The following is a 19268-nucleotide window of genomic DNA, read 5'->3' on the forward strand; positions in this document are numbered from 1 at the left end:
ATGTCCCTTCATCTATACCAACAATGTCAAAGAGCACACAAACCCGACGCCAAATCCCACCCCTTTTTACTGGGGCGACCCGGCGCCTGGTTTATGGTGACCGTAAAGGCGAACCGTGTGGTCCGTCGCTGCGGTGGAGGTCATTTAGGTGGGGGGTCCCGGACCGTCAACGGGTTTTTGCAATTTTCTTACAACGCTCTTCAAAAACCGCAGATTTCTGCGAGTTTACGCCTCTGTAAGACCCTGACGCCTATGGGCTGTTCCCATGGAATCGGCCGCCAACCCATCGAATCACGTCCCTGAGTCGCTTTCGCAGCAGGTCAGGAGCGCCGTCATATGGCGTTCCGGCAGCCAGATTCTCGCGCAACTCGTTCAATGGGCTGCCACTTTCCTCGTGATTCGGATCCTCGATCCGCACGACTACGGCCTGTTCGCGATGACTCAGGTGATTCTCGTCCTGCTCAACATGCTCAATGGCTATGGCCTGGCGAGCGGGCTCATCCAGAAGCAGGAGATCGGCCGGAAGGAGATTCGCCAGCTGTTCGGCATGCTGGTGCTGCTGAACTTCGGGCTGGGCGCAGCGCAGTTCCTGCTCGCGCCGCTGGCCGCCGCCTATTACCGGCAGGACATCGTGATGCATCTCTTGCGGGTGCAGGCGCTGCTTTACCTCACCACCCCGTTCATCGCGCTTCCCTATGCACTCCTGTCGCGCACGATGGATTTCCGCCTGCAGGCGCGCGTCAATATCGTCGCCTCGGTCGCGAGCGCCAGTGCCGCACTAGCCGGCGCCCTGGCCGGTCTCGGCGTGTGGACCCTGGTGCTCGCCCCGCTCGTCCTGTTCACCGTGCGTGCGATCGGCATGACGATCGCGGCGAAATCGCTGATGTGGCCGAGCTTCGATTTCCGCGGCGCGGGCCATCTGGCGAAATATGGGGGTGTGATGGCGGCGGGCCAGCTCTTCTGGTTCGCGCAGAGCCAGGCCGACGTGTTCATCGCCGGCCGGCATTTCACGCCGCATATGCTCGGCATCTATACGACCAGCCTGTTCCTCACTCAGATCTTCGTGTCGAAGTTCGTGCCGCCGCTCAATGAGGTCGCCTTCTCCGCCTATGCGCGTATCCAGCACGATACCCAGGCAGTGGCGACGGCCTTCACCCGCAGCGTGCGGATCATCATGATCGCTGCCCTGCCCTTTTACTTCGGGCTCGCCGCGACCGCCGAGCCGCTGGTGCTGACCGTGCTCGGCGAGAAATGGGTGGAGACGGTGCCCGTCGTCCATCTGCTCGCGCTCGCGATGCCGTTCATGACCTTGCAGGTGCTGCTCCAGCCAGCCTGCGATGCGCGCGGGCGCCCGGGGATCGGCGTGCGCAACGGCGCGATCGGCGCGATCGTGCTGGCGATCGCGTTCCTGTTCGGGGTGAACTGGGGACCGGCCGGACTCGCGACCGCGTGGATTATCGCTTATCCCATCTATCTCGGCATCAGCCTGTGGCGGTCGCTGCCGGTGATCGGTACCGATGTGCGCGCAGTCGCCGATGCGATCGCCCCGGCCCTGCTTGCCGCGCTGGGCATGGCGCTGGCCGTGGTGCTGGTCGACGACATCCTGCCGCCGCTCCATGCCCTGCCCCGACTCGCGATTCTCGTGGCGACCGGCGGGGTCGTCTATGCCGGATGGTTGATGGTGTTCGCGCGCAGCGTCGTCGGCGAGCTGATCGCGATCGTCAGGAAGCAGCCGCTTCCGGCGTAGGGCCCTCCCCGGTTCTTCGTCACCCGGGACTTGATCCGCCGCGAACCAACTGACCGCGACGATGTGGCGCCATGGATCCCGGAACACGTCCGGGGCGACGATTTGGTTGTGAGGAAGCGCCGAGGTCGAAAACTACGCCGACTGGATATAGCTCCGCATCGCCTCGGCATCGGCTTCGATCCGGTCGATGCGGTATTTGACGAGGTCGCCGATCGACACCACGCCGATCACCCGGCCGCCCTCGACCACGGGCAGATGCCGGATGCGCCGCCGGGTCATCAGCGAGAGCGCGCCGATCGCCGCCTCGGACGGGCCAACCGTGATCGCGGGCGAGATCATCACCTCGCCGACCTTGCGATCGAGCGCCGCGGCGCCGTCCCGGCTCAGCGCGTGGATTACGTCGCGTTCCGAAAAGATGCCGACCACCTGCGGACCGTCCATCACCGGCACTGCGCCGATTCGTCGCTCGGCGAGCAGCGCCACTGCCTCGCCCAGGCTTTGATGCGCGGTGATCGAGATCACGTCGCGTCCCTTGCCGGCCAGGATCGCTGCTATCGTCATCGTCCATACTCCCCATGCGCGGCCCGGTAACACCCGAGTCCCTGAGGCGCTTGAGGATTCCACGTTTGCGGCCATATGGGAAGCATGAGCGAACACCCGTCAGGACTCGATGACCCCGAACAGGCGGCATTTGCCTGGCGACGCTATCGCCGGCTGCTCGGCTGGATGACGCTGTTTTCGCTGTCGTGCGGGCTCGTCGCGGTGCTCGGGCTGCAGCATCTCTATGGGCCGCTGTCCTGGGTGGCGATCGCCGCCGCGATCGGCGGGATCGGGGGATCGGTGCTGATGGCCTCCGCGCTGATGGGGCTGGTGTTCCTGAGCTCGGGCACCGGCCATGACGAATCGGTCGATGTGCGCGACCATGACGAGGGCGCGCCGCGGCACGACCGGCCCTAGCGTTCCGGCTCCAGTTTCAGCGCGAAGTCGAGCTTCGCCTCGCCATTGGCCGGGACGGTGACGCGCCAGGTTTTCACGCCCTTGCGCTCGATCAGCTTCTCGCTGGCGGAATTGATCTTGTAGGGAATCTCCAGCTCGAACAGCTCCGGCGTGGGGCGCGCGTTGGTGACGCGGACCGAATAGGGCTTGCGCCGCGCCGATGCCGGCCGCGCGGCGATGATGTAGCGGAGGTCGGGGCTCTCTCCGGCGCCGATCTCCACCTCGTCGCCGATCGCCCGGTCGGCGAGGCGGCTTTCGGCGACCAGGATCGGGGCACCGTCGACCGGTTCGAACAGCGCGACGCCCCCTGCCGGCAAGGGCAGGCCGAGCCCGTTCGCCTCGCGATTTTCGGTGCGGAGCACGACGCCGGCTGCCGTGCTTTCCGGCTTGTCGTCCTTGTCATAGTCGAATTCGTCGAAAATGCCGGTATGGATCCGGTCGAAGCGGACTTTCGGGCGATCGATCATCGCGACCTGTTTGCTGCTCTTTGCGGCGACCGTCACGCGTTCGGGGATGCGATAGAGCTTCAGGTCGCCCAGCTCCTCCAGCTTTGCCGTCATCACCACGGTGACGGGGCTCGCGCTTTCGAACGACGTGCGCCGCCGCAATTGGCCGGTCACGACGATGTCGTATGCCTCCAGGCTGTCCACCACAACCGGCACCGGGGGACTGGGGCGCTCGACACCCCAGCGGGGATGCGTGCTGGTATTGTCCATCGGCCAGCATTGCAGGTGCAACTCGGGCGGCGGTCCCTTGGGCAATGCCGCATTGGCTTCCTTGTTCGGCGCGCCGGCGACGGCTTGGGTATGGGCATCGGCAAAGCCCTGGCTGCCGCCATTGGCGATGGTCATCCAGGCGAACAGATCGAGCGTCTTGCCGTCCTGGCTGAGCCGGGCGACATAATTGGCCGACCAGTCGAAGCCCTGGGCGAGATAGGAGAGCTGTACCGTCGCAGTGGCCGCCGCCGTGCTGTCCGTGACGACGGAGAGGGTCGGCTTGGCGGACAGATCGGCCGGTACCCCGGGATAGGACAAGGATTCGGGGAGACCGGAGCAGGACAAGGCCTCGACGCCCTCGGCCGTGGTCAACAGCACACCACCGCCAGGGCCGGACTGGATGACCGCCTCGCCGGTGGTGGTCACGCCGGTGCGGCGATTGGTGCGGCGGAGGGTGACGCGGCGCTTGAGATAGGCGTCGACCAGTGCCGCGGGCGACAGCAGCCGGGCATCGCGGTTCTTTTCGTTCACCTGGCGCGGCAGGCCGGTGACGATCGCGCTTTCAGGCAACATGCCCTCCGACACCCCCTCGAACCGGATGACCGATCGGCCGGCGGGCACGCGGATCGTGCGCGTCTCGGTGATCAGCGCATAGCCGCCGGGCCAGCCTTGTTCGGCCGCGCCCTGGCTGCGGCCGGGATCGCGGTAGAGCGTGACCGAGACTGTATCGACATGGTCCGATTCGACGATCGTCTGCGCCGTGGCCGGGGCGACAGGGATGGCAAGGAGCGCGGCCAGTGCGACCGGGATGGCCACGCCACGCATCATTGCCTGGTTTCGAAGATCACGTTCAGCTCGGCGGTACCGTTGGCGGGCACGACGACGCGCCAGACCTTGGCGCCCTTGCGCTCGATCAGCGTGTCGCCGGCCGATCTGATCTTGAGCGGGAGAGGAAGTTCGAACGTCTCGGGCGTCGATCGGGCATTGGTGACGCGCACGGTGAAAGGTGCTGTGTCCTTCGTCCGCGCCAGGCTGGTCGTGACATAACGGATATCGGGGCTGGCGCCGCCGCCCAGCTCGACCTCCTCGCCGATCGCGCGATCCTTCAGGCTGCTCTCCCCGACCAGCAAGGAGGCGCCGCCGCCTTTCTCGAACACCGCGACGCCGCCAGCCGGCAACGGCAGGCCGAGGCCGTTGCGGGTGAGATTTTCGGTACGCAGGATCAGCGCGGCGGGCTGGCTCGGCATGGCGTAGGAAGGCGGCGCATAGAACGAGCCGTTGAAATAGCCGGTATAGATGCGCTCGAACTTCACGCCCTTGCGGTCGATCATCGCGACCTGCTTGCGGCTGAGCGCGGCGACGGTGACGGGTTCGGGGATGCGGTAGAGCTTGAGGTCGCCCAGATCCTCCTGCTGCGCCATCATCGGGGGCGGTGCCGGCGGGGGTGGAGGCGGCGGTGCCATAGCCATCATGGGCACGGGCATCACCTCCATGAGGACGCCGTCCCTTTTGTCTTCCTCCATCACCATCTCCGGCGGCGGGGGGCGTTCGATGTCCCACGCCGGATAGGTGCTGGTGATGTCCATCGGCCAGCATTGCAGCGTCAGCTTGGGCGGCATCCCCTGGGGCAGGTGCGCCGCCGCCTCGCGGTGCAGCCCGCCGGCGACTGCTTGGGTTTTGGCGCGGGCAAAGCCCTGGCTGCCGCCGTTCGCGACGGTCAGCCAGGCGAACAGATCGAGCGTCTTGCCGTCATCGGCGACGCGCGCGACATAATTGGCCGACCAGTCGAAGCCCTGGGCGAGATAGGAAAGCTGCACCGTCGCTGTCGCCGCTTTGGCCGTGTCGGTGACGATCGAAAGGGTCGGCTTGGCGGACAGATCGTCGGGCACGTCGGGATAGCGCAGCGATTCGGGCAGGCCGGAACAGGACAGGGCCTCGACGCCCGCCGCGGTGGTCAGCAGCACGCCGCCGCGCGGGCCCGACTGGATGACCGCTTCCTCGGTCTTCGCCTTGCCGGTCGCGCGGCTCGTTCGGGTGATCATCACCCGGCGCTTGAGATAGGCGTCGACCAACGCGGCGGGCGACAACAGCCGGGCGTCGCGATTCTTCTCGTTCACCGGCCGCGGCAGGCCAGTGACGATCGCGCTTTCGGGCAGCATGCCTTCCGCCACGCCTTCGAAGCGGATGACGGAGCGGCCGGCGGGCACGCGGATCGTGCGGGTCTCGGTGACCAGGGCATAGCCGCCGGGCCAGCCAGGGCGGATCGCGCCCTCGCCCCGGCCCGGCTCGCGGTACAGCGTCACCGACACCGCATCGATCCGGTCCGATTGGACGATGACCTGCCCCGCCGCGGGCCCCGCTAGAGGCAACCCGGCGAGCAGCGCGATCGGGAGGGCGAAACGCCGCACCGTCAGTACCGCGTGTCGAACACCACGCTCAGCGATGCCTTGCCATTGGCCGGCACCGGCACCTTCCATTCCATCCGGTCGGCGGAGATGCGTTCGCCGGTGATGCTCTGGTCGGTCACGCGGACATCGCCCCACAACCCGTCCTGCGCCAGATCGACCGTCACTGCTTCGGGCCGGGCATTGGTGAAGTCATAGCGCATCGTCGTGCGCCAGCGGCTCGACGACAGGCGCTTGCGCTCGACGATCACGGCCGCGCCCTTCACGTCGAACGCGTCGCCGGTGCGGATCGACATCTGCGATCCCATCGGCGTCGCGGGGATGCGGTTCTCGCCGATGAATTGCGGGTCGCCGCGCGCGTCGCGCATATAGACGCGGATCGTGCCGGCCGGGAGCTGATCGCCGAGCCCGCCGCTCTTCGAGGTGGAGAATTTGAGCACGGTCGAGGCGCTGCGCGGATCGGAGGTGGTACCGAGCCAGCCATTGATCCACTCATAGGCCTTGCGTGCCGGCGCACCCTTCACGTCGAGGAAGCTGACCTGCTTCTGCTGGGCGTTGGCGATCGTGGTGCGGTCGCTCAGCGGATAGAGATAATAATCGCCGAGCCGTTCGCGCGTGCCCGTCTCGGTCCCGGCCTGGTCGATCGCGCCGCCGCCGAGCCGCTCGAAGCTGCCGGGGTTGCGATTGGGGTTGCCGGCGACGAGCAGCACATCGGCATTGCTGTAGGTCGTGCCCGTGCTGTTGGTCAGCGTGACCCAGCCCTGCACGTCGATCGCGCCCTTGGCCTCGTCGAACAGCATGACGTAATCGCTGGTCCAGCCGAGCCCGGGTGTCAGATAGGAAAGAGTGGCAGGCACCCGGCCTGCCCTGGCGACCTGCAGCGTCACCGACAAAGTGGGGCGCGCGCGGAGATTCTCGGGCACCTTGTCGAACACAACGCGGACAGGCAGCCCGTCGTCGCGCAGCACCTCGATGCGGTTGCCGATCTGCAGCACGATGCCGCCATTGGCGGCGAGTACCTTGGCCTGCTCGCGCGTCTCGGCACCGGTCGCGGGGTTGGTGCGGACGATGGTGACGACGGAGCCGACCGCTTTCTCCATCAGCTTGTCGGGGGAGAGCAGGTCGAAATCGAAATTCTGTTCGACGATGCCGATACCCGGCCCGCCGAGCGTGACCGTCTCCGAGCGGATCTGTGCCGAGACGTCGGGAAATTCCTGCCGCGTGCGGCCGGCGGGCAGATCGAGCTGGCGCAGGTCCTGCACCAGCGACTGGCCGTTCTGATAGATGGTGACCGAGACATCGCCCTGCGCGCTCGGCCCGGTCGGCAAGGTGGGTGTCGTTTGCGCGCCCGCCGCCACGGGCAGCGCCGTCAGCGCCAGCAAGGTCCAGAACCGCATCCCCGTCCTCCCAGGTTATGAAGTATCATGCTAGCCGAGCGGGAGGCGGCGTCAATGGTCCTTGGCTCCTCCCCGGTACGGGGAGGGGGACCGCGCGCTTCTTCAGCGCGTGGTGGAGGGGCTGGGATTCGGGGCAGCTCCTCACGCTCCAAGCCCCTCCACCATTCGCCTGAAGAAGGCGAATGGTCCCCTCCCCCAGTTCCTGGGGGAGGAATGAAGAATGAAAAAGGCCGGCCCTGCTTTCGCGGGACCGGCCTGTTTTTCTTCACGTCCGAACCGGATCAGCCGGCGGTCGTCGTCTCGCTCGCGGGCGGACGGCCACGGCGACGCTTGGGCTTTTCGGCCGGCTCTTCCTCGACCGTCACTGCGGAGATGCTCAGCGACGGCGGCAGCAGATTGGCCTCGAACATCGCGGGCGCTTCTTCCTCTACCGGACGGCGGGGCGGGCGGCCGCGACGCGGGCGCTCGGCCGGCTGCTCGGCAGCGACGTCGGCACGCGGTGCTTCCTGGCGGGGAGCCTCCTGGCGGACATCCTCGTCGGAGGCATAGGTCGCGCGGTTGCCGCGATCCTCGCCACGGTTGCCGCGATCGTTCCGGTCGTTGCCGCCGCGGTCATTACCCCCCCGGTCATTACCGTTGCGCTCGTTGCCGCCCCGGTCTTCGCGGGCGTAACGGCCATTGCCGTTGCCGCTATCCGCATAGCTGTTGCCGTTGCGGTCGCCATTGCCGTTGTTGTTGCCGTTGCGCGAGCGCGGACGCTCGTCGTCATACTGGCCGGCCTGGTTGCCGTTCTGGCCCTCGTTGCCGCGATCGCGATCCTGGCCGCGATCCTGGCCATTGCCATTTGGCTGACGGGACTCGCGAACATTATGCTCGCGGGCGATCGGCTCGCCGTCCTCGTCATATTCCTGCTCGTCTTCTTCGTACGCAGCGCCACCATTCTGGCGCCGGTTCTCCTCGAAGCGCGAACGCGTCTCGGCGAGCACGCGGAAATAATGATCCGCGAACTGCAGGTAATATTCGGTGTTGACCCGATCCCCCTGCATCTGCGCGTCGCGGGCGAGAGTCTTGTATTTCTCGAGCAATTGGGCGGCGTTGCCGCGCGCGCGATTATCGATGCGGTTGCCGTTATCCTGACGGCCCGAATTACCTTGCGGGCGCTGCTGCTGCCCGCCACGGCCGCGACGGCGGCCGGCCTGACGATTATTGATCAAGTGTCGTTGTCCTGTCGTTCGTAACCAACCCGGTCGTGCTCCAGAAATGTGGATGCATGCTCCTCGGCGCGTCCTCGCCGATCATCGGCGAAACGTGCCTGCCACGGTCGCCGGACGGCAGCGACTGCATGACGAAGGAGGCGGGCAACAGCCCGTTTTCAACCGGTTATGATGAAAACGCGTGCCCCTGCTCCGCTCAATAGCGGCTGGCGGCGCAATCTCCAAGAAGAATATTGTGACGTTTTTGTGCTGATTCAAGTCGCGATGAGCGCGCGCGGGTTATTACCCAGGTCGTAGCGCAGTGTAACCGACAGCCCCTGCGCGACGAGGAGCGCGGTGACGGCCTCGGCCTGGGTCGACCCGATCTCCAGGATCGCGACGCCGCCAGGCGCCATCAGGCGCGGGAGCTGGGGTGCGATGAGGCGGTAGTCGTCGAGCCCGTCCGGTCCGGCGAACAGGGCCGAGGCAGGTTCGTGGTCGCGCACCTCGGCGGGCAGCGCCTCGCCGGAGCCGATATAGGGCGGGTTGGCGAGGATCAGGTCGAACCGGCCCTGCAGATCGGCTGCCCAATTGCCCAGTTTGAAGCGAGCGCGTTCCTCCAATCCGAGATCGATCGCATTAAGCTCGGCATAGTCCAGAGCCTTTTCGAAACGATCGATGCCGAGGCCATGAGCCTCAGGCCATTGCGACAAGGCGGCCAGAAGCAGGGTCCCCGGACCAGTGCCCAGATCGAGGATCGTCGTCGGTGGGCGCGTGCCGAAATGCTCGATCGCCGCCTCGATCAGCGTCTCGCTGTCGGCGCGGGGGACGAGCGCGCCGGGGCCGACCTGCAGCTCGATCGTCCAGAAGGCGCGGGTGCCGGTGATATAGGCGATCGGTTCGTGATTCAGGCGGCGGGCGACGAGCGGGGCGAAGGTGGGCGGAGCCGGGTCGTCGAGATGACGGAGCAGCAGGGACTCGCGGGTCGTGCCTAGGGCGTTGGCCATGAGCAGTTCGGCGTCGAGGCGGGGGGTTTGGGAGACTTCGGTAAAGGTCAGAGTGGCTTCGGCGAGCGCCTGTCTTACTCCCCTCCCGCTTGCGGGAGGGATCGGGGGAGGGTTTGTCACAATAGTGGACCGGGGAGGACAGGCCCTCCCAGTGCGGCAGCAGCCCTGCCCCCCGGGCAGGGCAAAGAGCCGCCGCACTCTCCTCCTGCAGGCAGGAGGGGGATTTTAGCCATCGAGGCTTGCCAGGCGTTCCGCCTCGTCCTCAGCGATCAGCGCGCCGATCAGTTCGTCCAGCTCGCCCTGAAGGATCTCGGGCAGCCGATGCAGAGTCAGGTTGATGCGGTGATCGGTCACCCGCCCTTGCGGGAAATTATAGGTCCTGATCCGCTCCGACCGGTCGCCCGACCCCACCATCGATTTCCGTGCGCCGGCGCGCTCGGAATGCAGCCGATCGCGCTCAAGCTCGTACAGGCGGGTGCGCAGCACCTTCATCGCCTTGGCCTTGTTCTTGTGCTGCGACTTCTCGTCCTGCTGGATCACCACCAGGCCGGTCGGGATATGCACGATGCGCACCGCGGAATCGGTGGTGTTGACCGACTGACCGCCCGGCCCCGAGGACCGGTAGATGTCGATGCGCAGATCCTTGTCGTCGATCTTGACGTCGACCTCCTCCGCCTCGGGCAGCACCGCGACCGTCGCGGCGGAAGTGTGGATGCGCCCGCCCGCCTCGGTGACGGGCACGCGCTGGACGCGGTGCACGCCGCTTTCGAACTTCAGCTTGGCGAACACGCCCTTGCCCTCGACCGAGGCGATCGCTTCCTTGAAACCGCCCGATTCGGACGAGGAGGCCGAGATCAGCTCGACCCGCCAGCCCTGCGATTCGGCATAGCGCTGGTACATGCGAAACAGGTCGCCCGCGAACAGGGCTGCCTCGTCCCCGCCGGTGCCGGCGCGGATCTCGAGCATCGCGGCGCGCTCGTCCGCGGCATCGCGCGGCAGCAGCGACAGCGCCAGGCCGCGCTCGGCGAGCGGCAAGGTCTCGCGGATCGTCTCGATCTCCTCGCGCGCCATGGCGCGGATCTCGGGATCGGCCTCATTCTCCATGACGGCGAGCACGTTGAGCTCGGCGCGCAGCCGCCGCACTTCGCCCGCCGCGCGCGCGACCGGCTCCAGCTCGGCATATTCCTTGGAGACGGCGACGAACCGGTCGGACGGCAGGTCGCCGGTCGCCATCAGCGCCTGCAACTCGTCCCGCCGCGCCTCGATCTGCGCGATCCTCTCCCCCGAGATCGTCGACATCAGACGCTCAATACCTTTGCGAGATCGCCAAACGGGATTTCGCTTTGCGTGCCGGCGCCCAGCGTCTTCACCGCCGCGACGCCCTTGGCGATCTCATCGTCGCCGATGATCACCGCGAAGCGCGCGCCCTGCGCGTCGGCCTTGGCCAGCCGCCGCTTCATATTGCCCTTGAACGCCATGTCCGTCGCGATACCCGCTCGGCGCAGATCGGCGAGGATACCCATCGCGCGCGCCTCCGCGGCTTCGCCCATCGGTACGATCACCGCGTCGATCCGCTCGATCGCCGGCTCGTCGATCAGCATCGCCAGCCGCTCGACGCCGGCCGCCCAGCCAATGCCCGGCGTCTCGTTGCCGCCCAGGGCGCCGATCAACCCGTCATAGCGCCCACCGGCCAGCACCGTGCCCTGCGCGCCGAGCCGGTCGGTGACGAACTCGAACGCGGTGTGCCGGTAATAATCGAGCCCCCGCACCAGCCGCGCGTTGCGCGTCCAGGCGACACCGGCCGCATCGAGGCCTTTGGCCACGCTTTCGAAGAACGCACCGGCCTCGCTCGTGAGGTAAGCGTCGATATCGGGCGCGGCGTCGGCGATGGGTCGGTCCCCGGGATCCTTGCTGTCGAGGATGCGTAGCGGATTACGCTCCAGCCGGTCCTGACTTTCCGCCGACAGATCGGCACGATGCTGCCCGAAATGGGTAATCAGCGCGGCGCGCCAGGCATCGCGCGTCTCCGCATCGCCCAGCGTGTTGAGCTGAAGCGTGACGCCGTCCGAAATGCCCAATTCACGCAACAACTGGTCGGCAAAGACCAGCAGCTCGACGTCAGCCGCCGGCTCGGCCGCGCCGATCACTTCGGCATCGATCTGGTGGAACTGGCGGAAGCGCCCCTTTTGCGGCCGTTCGTAGCGGAACACCGGTCCGGCGGTCGCGAGCTTCAGCGGCGCATATTGCTGCCAGCCCTCGGTCAGATAGGCGCGCGCGATGCCGGCGGTGAACTCCGGCCGGAGCGTCAGGGAATCGCCGCCGCGATCCTCGAAACTGTACATTTCCTTGGAGACGACGTCCGTCGTCTCGCCGAGCGAGCGCGCGAAGACCGCGGTCGATTCGAACACCGGTACGTCGACGCGCTGGAAGGCATAAAGACGGCGCACCGTCTCGAACGCCTCGAGCACGCGCGCGAAGCGCCGCTGCTCGTCGCCGAAAATATCCTGCGTGCCGCGGATGCGCTTGGGGGTTTCGATACGGGCCATGAAGGCGCGCTATCTATGCGAGGGCGGCGCCAAGCGCTAGCCTGTGGATAATACGCGCCGAACCACGCGCACTCGGCCATTCAACTCGGCCATTGGAAGGGGTGATGCCATGCAGCTCGGCAGAAAGATCGCGCCGCCCCGGTTCGTCGCCTTCGTGCTGGTGTTCGCGGCGGGTCTGGCGATCCTCATCCCCCGCCTGGGCAGCGGCCTTGGCACCATGGCCGCGTTCGACATCGCCAGCGCCCTGTTCCTGCTCATCGTCGCGCCCCTGCTGCGCGACCGGGCCGACGACATGCGCCAGCATGCCAAGGACAATGACGCCAACCGCGCCCTGCTGCTCGGCCTGACCGCTTTGGTGTCGCTCGTCATCCTCGTCTCGGTCGCCAGCGAGATGATGAGCGGCAAGGGCAGCCCGCTGACCAATGCGCTGCTGGTCGCGACGCTGGTCCTGGCCTGGCTGTTCTCGAACACCATCTATGCGCTGCATTATGCGCATCTGTTCTATTCGCGCACCGGCGGCGGCGGCGATGCCGGTGGCATCGAGATTCCGCACGCGAAGGAGCCCGATTATTGGGACTTCGTCTATTTCAGCTTCACTTTGGGCATGACCTTCCAGACCTCGGACTGCCAGATCACCTCGCCCCGCATCCGCCGCGTCGTGATCGGCCACTGCCTCGCCGCCTTTGTGTTCAACATCGGCGTGCTGGCCTTCACGATCAACGTGCTCGGCGGCTGATCAGCGCTCGCGCCGCACCGTCACCGGACGCTGGCCCCTGATGTCGAAGAAGTGCGCGCCGAGCATGCTGCGGCGATAGGTCACGGCGTCGCCCACCACGGGCCGCCGGCCGCCGCTCGTGGTGGTGCTCCACACGCTGCCGTCCGCCAGTTGAAGCTCGTACAGGCCGAAGCTCAAAGGCGAGATGCCGACGATCGTGCTGCTGAAGCCGGATTTGCGCTCGGCGGCCTCGGGCGCCTTGGCCGCGCGCAGGCCAGTCCGATTGACTTGGGCCGGTTCGGCCGCAGGCGCCGGTGTCGCGATCGGAGCGACCGGCGCGCCCTGTTGCCGGTCGTAACAGGCGAGGCGCTGGGTCGGATCTGCGATCGACCGGCAATCCTGCGCCTGCGCCTGCGCCGGCACCGCCATGACTCCGCCGAGAACCAGCGCGGCCGAAAGTGCCGCCGACCGACATATGCTGAGTGTCACCGAACAACTCCTATATGATATATAATCTGGAACCCTAGCGCGGCGAAGGGGCGGACGCCATAGCCACGTTGCGCCCGCGACCGGCTCAGGCGGCGGTGGCGACCTCCAATACCCCTTGCCCGCGCAGCCGCTCCGCATCGCGCGCCGGCGGGCAGCCGAACATGCGGGCATATTCCCGGCTGAACTGCGACGCGCTTTCATAGCCGACCGAATAGGCCGCGCGCGCCGCGTCAGCGCTCGCGATCAGCAGGCGCCGCGCCTGCTGGAGACGGAGCGATTTCTGATATTGCAGCGGGCTCATCGCCGTCGCCGCCTTGAAATGCCGGTGGAACGAGGCGGGGCTCATCCCGGCGATATCGGCCAGCGCCTCGATCCGGATCGGCTTGTCGAAATGGTTGCGGATCCAGCCGATCGCGGCGCGCACCTGCGACAAACGGCTGTCGGCCATCGCGGCCTGGCGCAGGATGCCGCCCTGCGGCCCCTGCAGGATACGGTAGAGGATCTCGCGCTCGAACATCGGCGCCAGCACCGGCGCATCCTCCGGCGTTTCGAACAATCCGAGCAGTCTCGCCCAGCTATCCAGCAATTGCGGCGTCGCCGCGCCGACCGCAAAGCCCGTTGTCTGCTCCTCCGGCCGCGGCGGTACCTCGGACAGGAGCGAGGTCACCGCTTCCTGGTTCAACGTCATGCCGACCACGATATAGGGCTGGTCGGCACTCGCCTTGATGACGCAGCCCGATACCGGCAGATCGATCGACGCGATCAACTGATCTCCGGCGCCATAGTGAAGCACGCGGTCGCCGATCATCACCTGCTTCGCGCCCTGCAGGACAAGGCAGATCATCGGTTCGTACATGCCGGGCATCGAACCGGTCGGCGCGCCGCTGACATGGATCGCAAGGTTCGGGATCGCCCCGCCGCGGCGGCCGTCGTCATGATGCCCGAGGGCAAGGCCGCACAATCGATCGAGGTGTTCCTGCATGGCGCCAACATGGCGCGCGGGGCCTGCGAAACAAGCGTCGACATGGCCGCATGATAGAATCAGGCAAGAACTCGACACGATCGGGCGCTCGGATCCCACACCTCGCGACCAGATGAAGGGCCGCAATCTTCCCCCAAAGGAGTTTCCCATGAGCAGCAATTTCGGCGACACCACCACCACCGACGAAGTGCTCGACGGCGTATCCCTGCGCGGCAAGCGCATCCTGGTGACCGGCGTCTCGGCCGGCCTCGGCGTCGAGACCGCGCGCGCGCTCGCCGCGCACGGCGCGCAGGTGGTCGGCGCAGCCCGCGATCTCGACAAGGCGCGGCGCGCGACCGGGATCGTGCGCGAGCAGGCGGCCAGTGGCGGCGGCCTCGACCTGGTCGAACTCGACCTGGCCGACCTCGCCAGCGTGCGCGCCTGCGCCGATGCGCTGGTCGCCGACGGCCGCCGGTTCGACGTGGTGATCGCCAATGCCGGCGTGATGGCCACGCCCAAGGGCTTCACGGCCGACGGCTTCGAGACCCAGTTCGGCACCAACCATCTCGGCCATTTCGTGCTAGTCAACCGCATCGCCGCACTGATCAATGCGGGTGGGCGGCTGGTGAACCTGTCCTCGGCCGGCCATCGCTTCGCCGATGTCGATCTCGACGATCCGAATTTCGAGCATACGCCCTATGCCGAATTCACCGCTTATGGCCGGTCCAAGACCGCCAATGCCCTGTTCGCGGTCGAATTCGATCGCCGCCACAAGGATCGGGGCATCCGTGCGACGGCGGTCCATCCCGGCGGCATCCACACCGAACTCGCTCGCCATATGACCGAGGAAGCGATGGACGCGCTGGTCAAGTCGATCAACGAAGCCCAGCAGGCGGCGGGCGGCGAGGCCTTCCGCTTCAAGACCATCCCGCAGGGCGCCGCCACCTCGGTCTGGGCGGCGATCGTCGCAGCGCCCGAAGAAGTGGGCGGCAAATATTGCGAGGATTGCCATGTCGCCGAAATCGTCGAGGGCGAAGGCATCCGCGGCGGCGTGCGCCCCTATGCGCTCGACCCCGACCACGCCCGGGCACTCTGGGCGAAGAGCGAGGAGATGGTCGGCGAGCGGTTCTGACCGCCGCTGCCTGATCTCAGGGCGCGCCGCCATTGGCAGCGCGCAGGATCAGCCCGGCAATCTCGCGCGGATGGGTGACGAGCGACAAATGGCCTGAATCGAGTTCGATGGTCGTCGCCTTCATCCGCCGCGCGAGGAAGCGCTCGAGGTCCGGGTTGGTCGTGCGATCGGCCCGCGACACCGCATAGAAGCTCGGCTTGCCGCGCCACGCCGCCTGGGTGGTGCGGCCGTCAAACAACGTATCGGATATCGGCCCCTGCACGGCATAGAGCGCCCGGGCCCGCACCGGATCCACCCCATTGGCGAAGTCGCGCAGGAACGACTCCTCGCTCAGTTGCGCGAAACCGCCGGCATGGGTCAGTCCGGCGGATGCGGGCGGCGTCGGGAAATTCTTCGTCAGCGCCGGATAATCCTCCCCGGCATCGGGCGCGCGGGCCGCGACATAGACCAGGGCGGCGACCTTGGGATCCATGCCCGCCTCGCTGATCACCGTGCCGGCATAGCTATGCCCCGCCAGCACCACCGGCCCGTCCTGCAGCGCCAGCGCACGCCGCGTCGCGGCGACATCGTCGGTGAGCGAGGTCAGCGGATTCTGCACCGCCGTCACCTTCATGCCCGCCGCCTGGAGCAGCGGGATCACCGCGCTCCAGCTCGATCCGTCGGCATAGGCGCCGTGCACCAGCACGACGTTTCGCACCTTTGGCGCGGCGGCGCTGGCGACCGGCGGAAGCGCGACGCTTGCCATAGCGGCGCCCAGGGTGAGGGCGAAGGTCCGGCGGTCCATCATGGCGTTGCTCCTCGCAGGTGTGACGAACCGGGATATCTGCCACGCAGGGGGCCGGTGCCATCATACGAAGGGGTGGCCCGACCCTAAACCACCGTATGATGGCCCGCCCCGCGGCGATCGGGGATCACTGCCCCCTCAGCGGCGCATAGCCTGCGTGGAGGATGGCCATGATGACGACGACGATCGATCGTGTTGCGCAGAATGCCCGAACAGCCGTCCCGCCGCCGGCGCCCGAACCCTGTAACGCCGACGAAATCAATCACCGCGTCGCGAACAGCCTTCAGCTGCTCTCGGCGATGGTCTCCGCCGAAGCGCGCGGCATCCAGGATCCGGTGGCCGCCGCCGCGCTCGACATGACGCTCCGGCGGATCGGCGCGATCGCCGGCGTCCACCGCCAGCTCTATCGCTTGCACCAGGGCGCGATGGTCGATCTCGGCCTCTATCTCGACGAGCTTGGCGGCGAGCTTGAGCAGAGCGTCGCCGATACGGCCGCCGGCCGCCACATCGTCGTGCATGCGGCCGGCGTCGAGGTGCCGGCCGAGGAAGCCATGTCGATCGGTATCATCGTCTCGGAAATCGTCACCAACGCCTTCAAATATGCCTATGCGCCGGGCGCGCCCGGGGTCGTGAGCATCGCCCTGCGCGCGGGCCCGCGCGGCGGCTATCTGCTCGAGGTCGAGGATCGCGGCCAGGGGCTCGGCCTGAATGACGCCGCGGAGCACGGGCCTTGGCGGCCGGCTGGTGGGGATGATGGCGGCGCGGCTGGGCGGGCACCATGCCTGGCTGAATGCCCAGCCCGGCACCCGGTTCGAACTCTGCGTCGGGACGCGATGATCCCCTGGCGCCAATCCCCATCTGACCTGTTGCACTCGCCCATCCTCTCGTCCAGCGTGGAGCCCGTCTGGTCGGGATGGCCCCGGCACTGGCGGGAGGCGATGATGCGCGGAGACAGGGAGGGAAGGCGATTGGCCGCCCGCCTGCGCCTCGCGGCGGCGATGATCGTCGCGCTCGGCATCCTCGCGCTCGACATCATGAGCCCGCTGCAGGGCGCGGTCGCCGTGCTCTACACCACCGTCGTCCTGATCGCCGCGCGCAGCGGCGACCGCCTGCTGACGATCGCCGCCGGCACGGTCTGCGCCCTGCTCGCCATGACCGGCTATATGGTGAGCCACGCCGCCGAGCCGCTCGGCTCCCCGGCGATGCGCCTGGCCGTCAGCCTCTTCGCGATCGGCGTCACCACCGTGCTGTCGGCACGGCATCTGTCGGACATCGAGGCACGCCACCGTTCCGAGGAACGCTATCGCACCATCTTCAACGCCGCCGGCTTCCCGATCTGGGAATCGGACTGGTCGGGGGCCTTTGCCCTGCTGCAGGACGGACGCGAGGCCGACCAGGAATTGGTCGAACGGGCGGCGCGCGGCGCGCGCCTCCGCGACGCCAACCTCGCCGCCGCGCGGCTGTTCGGCCTGCCCGACCGCGAGGCGCTCATCGCCGGCGGCATCTTCCGGCACTATACACCCGTCGGCGGTGCGGCGCTGGTCCGTATCTTCAATGCGCTGAAGCGCGGCGAAACCTGGATGGAGGAGGAATCGCAGTTCCGGACCCTCTCGGGCGAGATCGTCGACGTGGTGCTGCGCGTGACCCTGCCGCAGGACAATCATGGCTGGTCGCGCGTGCTGGTGATGGCGCTCGACGTCACCGAGCGGAACCGCGCCCAGGCCCGCTTCGCCCAGGCCCAGGCCGAGCTGACCCATGTCGCGCGCGTCACCACGCTCGGCCAGCTCGCCGCCTCGATCGCGCATGAGGTCAACCAGCCGCTCTCGGCGATCATCACCTATGCCAAATCCGGCAAGCGCTGGCTGGCGCGCGAGGCGCCGGGCGCTGCCGAAGTGTCCGACTGTCTCGACCATATCGCCTCCAACGGCACGCGTGCCGCCAGCGTGATCGCGCGGATCCGCAACCTCGCCCGCCGTGCCGAGCCGAAGCAGAGCCGGATCGATCTCGCCGCGCTGATCGAGGAGACGATCGCGCTGCTCGACCGCGATCTCCTGGCGAACCATGTGACCGTCCATGCCGCGATCCCCGCCGGCCTTCCCGAGGTGACGGGCGACCGGGTGCAGATCCAGCAGGTGCTGATGAACCTGATGCTGAATGCCGAGCAGGCGATGGCGCAGAACCCGCCGGACCGCCGCGACCTGTGCCTCGACGCGACGATCGACGGCACCGGCGTGACCGTCACGGTGCGCGATTGCGGCCCCGGCATCGCCGGCGACGACCCGGAGGCGCTGTTCCGCCCCTTCTTCACCACAAAAAAGGACGGGATGGGCATGGGCCTGTCGATCTGCCGCTCGATCGTCGAACAGCATGGCGGCACGCTGACAGCCGAGAACAACCCCGAGGGCGGCGCAAGCTTCCGCTTCCGCCTGCCGGTCGTCGAAGGCGAGAGGGTTGCCGCATGACGATCGATCAGGGCTGTGTGTGCGTCATCGACGATGATGACGATGTGCGGGGCGCGCTCGGCAGCCTGTTCCGCTCGACCGGGCTCGAGGTCGCGCTCCACGACACGACCGCTTCCTTCCTTGCCGCGGGGCTGCCCGGCCCTCCCTCCTGCCTGGTGCTCGACATCAGGCTCAAGGGCGAGAACGGGCTCGATTTCCAGGAAGGCCTCGCCGCCCGGGGGATCCATATCCCGGTCATCCTGATCACGGGGCATGGCGACATCCCGATGACGGTGCGCGCGATGAAGGCGGGCGCGGTCGATTTCCTGCCCAAGCCGTTCAGCGAGGATCAGATGCTCGAGGCGGTCGCCGCGGCGATCGAGCGCGACCGTGTGCGCCGCGCCGCGTCGGCCGGCATCGAGCGGCTGAACCAGCTCTACGCCGCCCTCACGCCGCGCGAGCGCGAGGTGATGGGGCTGGTCGTCACCGGCCTGATGAACAAGCAGGTCGCGGGGCGCATGGCATTGTCCGAGATCACGGTGAAGATCCACCGCGGCAACCTGATGCGCAAGATGGAGGCACAGTCGCTCGCCGACCTGGTCCGCATGGCCGAGCAGCTCGGCATCCGCGACGAATCGATCCACCGGTTTAACGCCTGAGTATAATGGTGGATTTTGCCGGCGGGGCGCATGTGCGGGCCTTGCCCAGGCCTTAAACCGCCATAGTGATTGGAGTATCC

General features: G+C 67.3%; 18 protein-coding genes. 7 read left to right on the forward strand and 11 right to left on the reverse strand.

Going from position 1 to position 19268, the window contains the following annotated elements; genetic code table 11:
* Positions 1-265: 265 nt before the first annotated feature.
* A complete protein-coding gene (locus tag AC1RT8_RS16980; RefSeq protein WP_493076839.1) occupies positions 266-1747 on the forward strand; it encodes a lipopolysaccharide biosynthesis protein in 1482 nt (493 codons plus the stop codon).
* Between the two features lie 132 nt (positions 1748-1879).
* Here AC1RT8_RS16980 and AC1RT8_RS16985 read toward each other — a convergent pair whose 3' ends face one another.
* Positions 1880-2308, reverse strand: coding sequence for a CBS domain-containing protein (locus AC1RT8_RS16985; protein WP_372857192.1), 429 nt, complete (start codon positions 2306-2308; stop codon positions 1880-1882).
* Positions 2309-2392: 84 nt separating this feature from the next.
* Between AC1RT8_RS16985 and AC1RT8_RS16990 the strand changes: the two genes are divergently transcribed.
* Positions 2393-2704 carry a hypothetical protein gene (locus AC1RT8_RS16990; RefSeq protein WP_493076840.1) on the forward strand — a complete coding sequence of 104 codons (312 nt, stop codon included), beginning with the start codon at positions 2393-2395 and terminating at the stop codon, positions 2702-2704.
* On the opposite strand, the gene AC1RT8_RS16995 is transcribed toward AC1RT8_RS16990, so the two are convergent.
* From AC1RT8_RS16995 to hisS, 7 genes are all read right to left on the reverse strand, one after another.
* Complete coding sequence (locus AC1RT8_RS16995; protein WP_493076841.1) at positions 2701-4284, reverse strand: DUF4139 domain-containing protein; 1584 nt, start codon at positions 4282-4284, stop codon at positions 2701-2703. The two genes, AC1RT8_RS16990 and AC1RT8_RS16995, sit on opposite strands and share 4 nt — an antisense overlap.
* A complete protein-coding gene (locus AC1RT8_RS17000) occupies positions 4284-5867 on the reverse strand; it encodes a DUF4139 domain-containing protein (protein ID WP_493076842.1) in 1584 nt (527 codons plus the stop codon). Before AC1RT8_RS17000 ends, AC1RT8_RS16995 begins: the two co-directional genes overlap by 1 nt.
* 2 nt (positions 5868-5869) lie before the next feature.
* Complete coding sequence (locus tag AC1RT8_RS17005; protein ID WP_493076843.1) at positions 5870-7261, reverse strand: DUF4139 domain-containing protein; 1392 nt, start codon at positions 7259-7261, stop codon at positions 5870-5872.
* 281 nt (positions 7262-7542) lie between these two features.
* Positions 7543-8475 (reverse strand): DUF4167 domain-containing protein, encoded by a 933-nt coding sequence (locus tag AC1RT8_RS17010; protein ID WP_493076844.1) that lies wholly within the window; start codon positions 8473-8475, stop codon positions 7543-7545.
* Between the two features lie 254 nt (positions 8476-8729).
* Positions 8730-9584, reverse strand: coding sequence for a peptide chain release factor N(5)-glutamine methyltransferase (gene prmC / locus AC1RT8_RS17015; RefSeq protein WP_493077289.1), 855 nt, complete (start codon positions 9582-9584; stop codon positions 8730-8732).
* Positions 9585-9686: 102 nt separating this feature from the next.
* Positions 9687-10760 (reverse strand): peptide chain release factor 1, encoded by a 1074-nt coding sequence (gene prfA, locus AC1RT8_RS17020; protein WP_493076845.1) that lies wholly within the window; start codon positions 10758-10760, stop codon positions 9687-9689.
* Positions 10760-12007, reverse strand: a complete 1248-nt coding sequence (hisS, locus tag AC1RT8_RS17025) for a histidine--tRNA ligase (RefSeq protein ID WP_493076846.1) — start codon at positions 12005-12007, stop codon at positions 10760-10762. Before hisS ends, prfA begins: the two co-directional genes overlap by 1 nt.
* Positions 12008-12116: 109 nt before the next feature.
* Between hisS and AC1RT8_RS17030 the strand changes: the two genes are divergently transcribed.
* On the forward strand, positions 12117-12743 hold the full coding sequence (locus tag AC1RT8_RS17030; protein WP_493076847.1) for a DUF1345 domain-containing protein: 627 nt from the start codon (positions 12117-12119) through the stop codon (positions 12741-12743).
* Here the strand turns inward: AC1RT8_RS17030 and AC1RT8_RS17035 are convergent, their stop codons facing one another.
* Complete coding sequence (locus AC1RT8_RS17035; RefSeq protein WP_493076848.1) at positions 12744-13211, reverse strand: hypothetical protein; 468 nt, start codon at positions 13209-13211, stop codon at positions 12744-12746. It abuts the gene before it with no gap.
* Positions 13212-13296: 85 nt separating this feature from the next.
* Positions 13297-14067, reverse strand: coding sequence for an AraC family transcriptional regulator (locus AC1RT8_RS17040; RefSeq protein ID WP_493076849.1), 771 nt, complete (start codon positions 14065-14067; stop codon positions 13297-13299).
* 33 nt (positions 14068-14100) lie between these two features.
* Between AC1RT8_RS17040 and AC1RT8_RS17045 the strand changes: the two genes are divergently transcribed.
* Both AC1RT8_RS17045 and AC1RT8_RS17050 read left to right on the forward strand, forming a co-directional pair.
* Positions 14101-14247, forward strand: a complete 147-nt coding sequence (locus AC1RT8_RS17045) for a hypothetical protein (RefSeq protein ID WP_493076850.1) — start codon at positions 14101-14103, stop codon at positions 14245-14247.
* A gap of 94 nt (positions 14248-14341) precedes the next feature.
* Positions 14342-15304 carry an SDR family NAD(P)-dependent oxidoreductase gene (locus tag AC1RT8_RS17050; RefSeq protein WP_493076851.1) on the forward strand — a complete coding sequence of 321 codons (963 nt, stop codon included), beginning with the start codon at positions 14342-14344 and terminating at the stop codon, positions 15302-15304.
* 16 nt (positions 15305-15320) lie between these two features.
* Here AC1RT8_RS17050 and AC1RT8_RS17055 read toward each other — a convergent pair whose 3' ends face one another.
* Entirely contained in the window at positions 15321-16091 is a 771-nt protein-coding gene (locus AC1RT8_RS17055; protein WP_493076852.1) for an alpha/beta fold hydrolase, read from the reverse strand.
* 170 nt (positions 16092-16261) lie between these two features.
* On the opposite strand from AC1RT8_RS17055, the gene AC1RT8_RS17060 reads away from it, so the two are divergent.
* Positions 16262-18550, forward strand: coding sequence for an ATP-binding protein (locus tag AC1RT8_RS17060; protein ID WP_493076853.1), 2289 nt, complete (start codon positions 16262-16264; stop codon positions 18548-18550).
* Positions 18547-19188 carry a response regulator transcription factor gene (locus tag AC1RT8_RS17065; protein ID WP_493076854.1) on the forward strand — a complete coding sequence of 214 codons (642 nt, stop codon included), beginning with the start codon at positions 18547-18549 and terminating at the stop codon, positions 19186-19188. The genes AC1RT8_RS17060 and AC1RT8_RS17065 overlap by 4 nt, the downstream gene beginning before the upstream one ends.
* Positions 19189-19268: the final 80 nt, after the last annotated feature.

The sequence above is a fragment of the Sphingomonas sp. GW821-FHT10F11 genome (assembly GCF_058809095.1).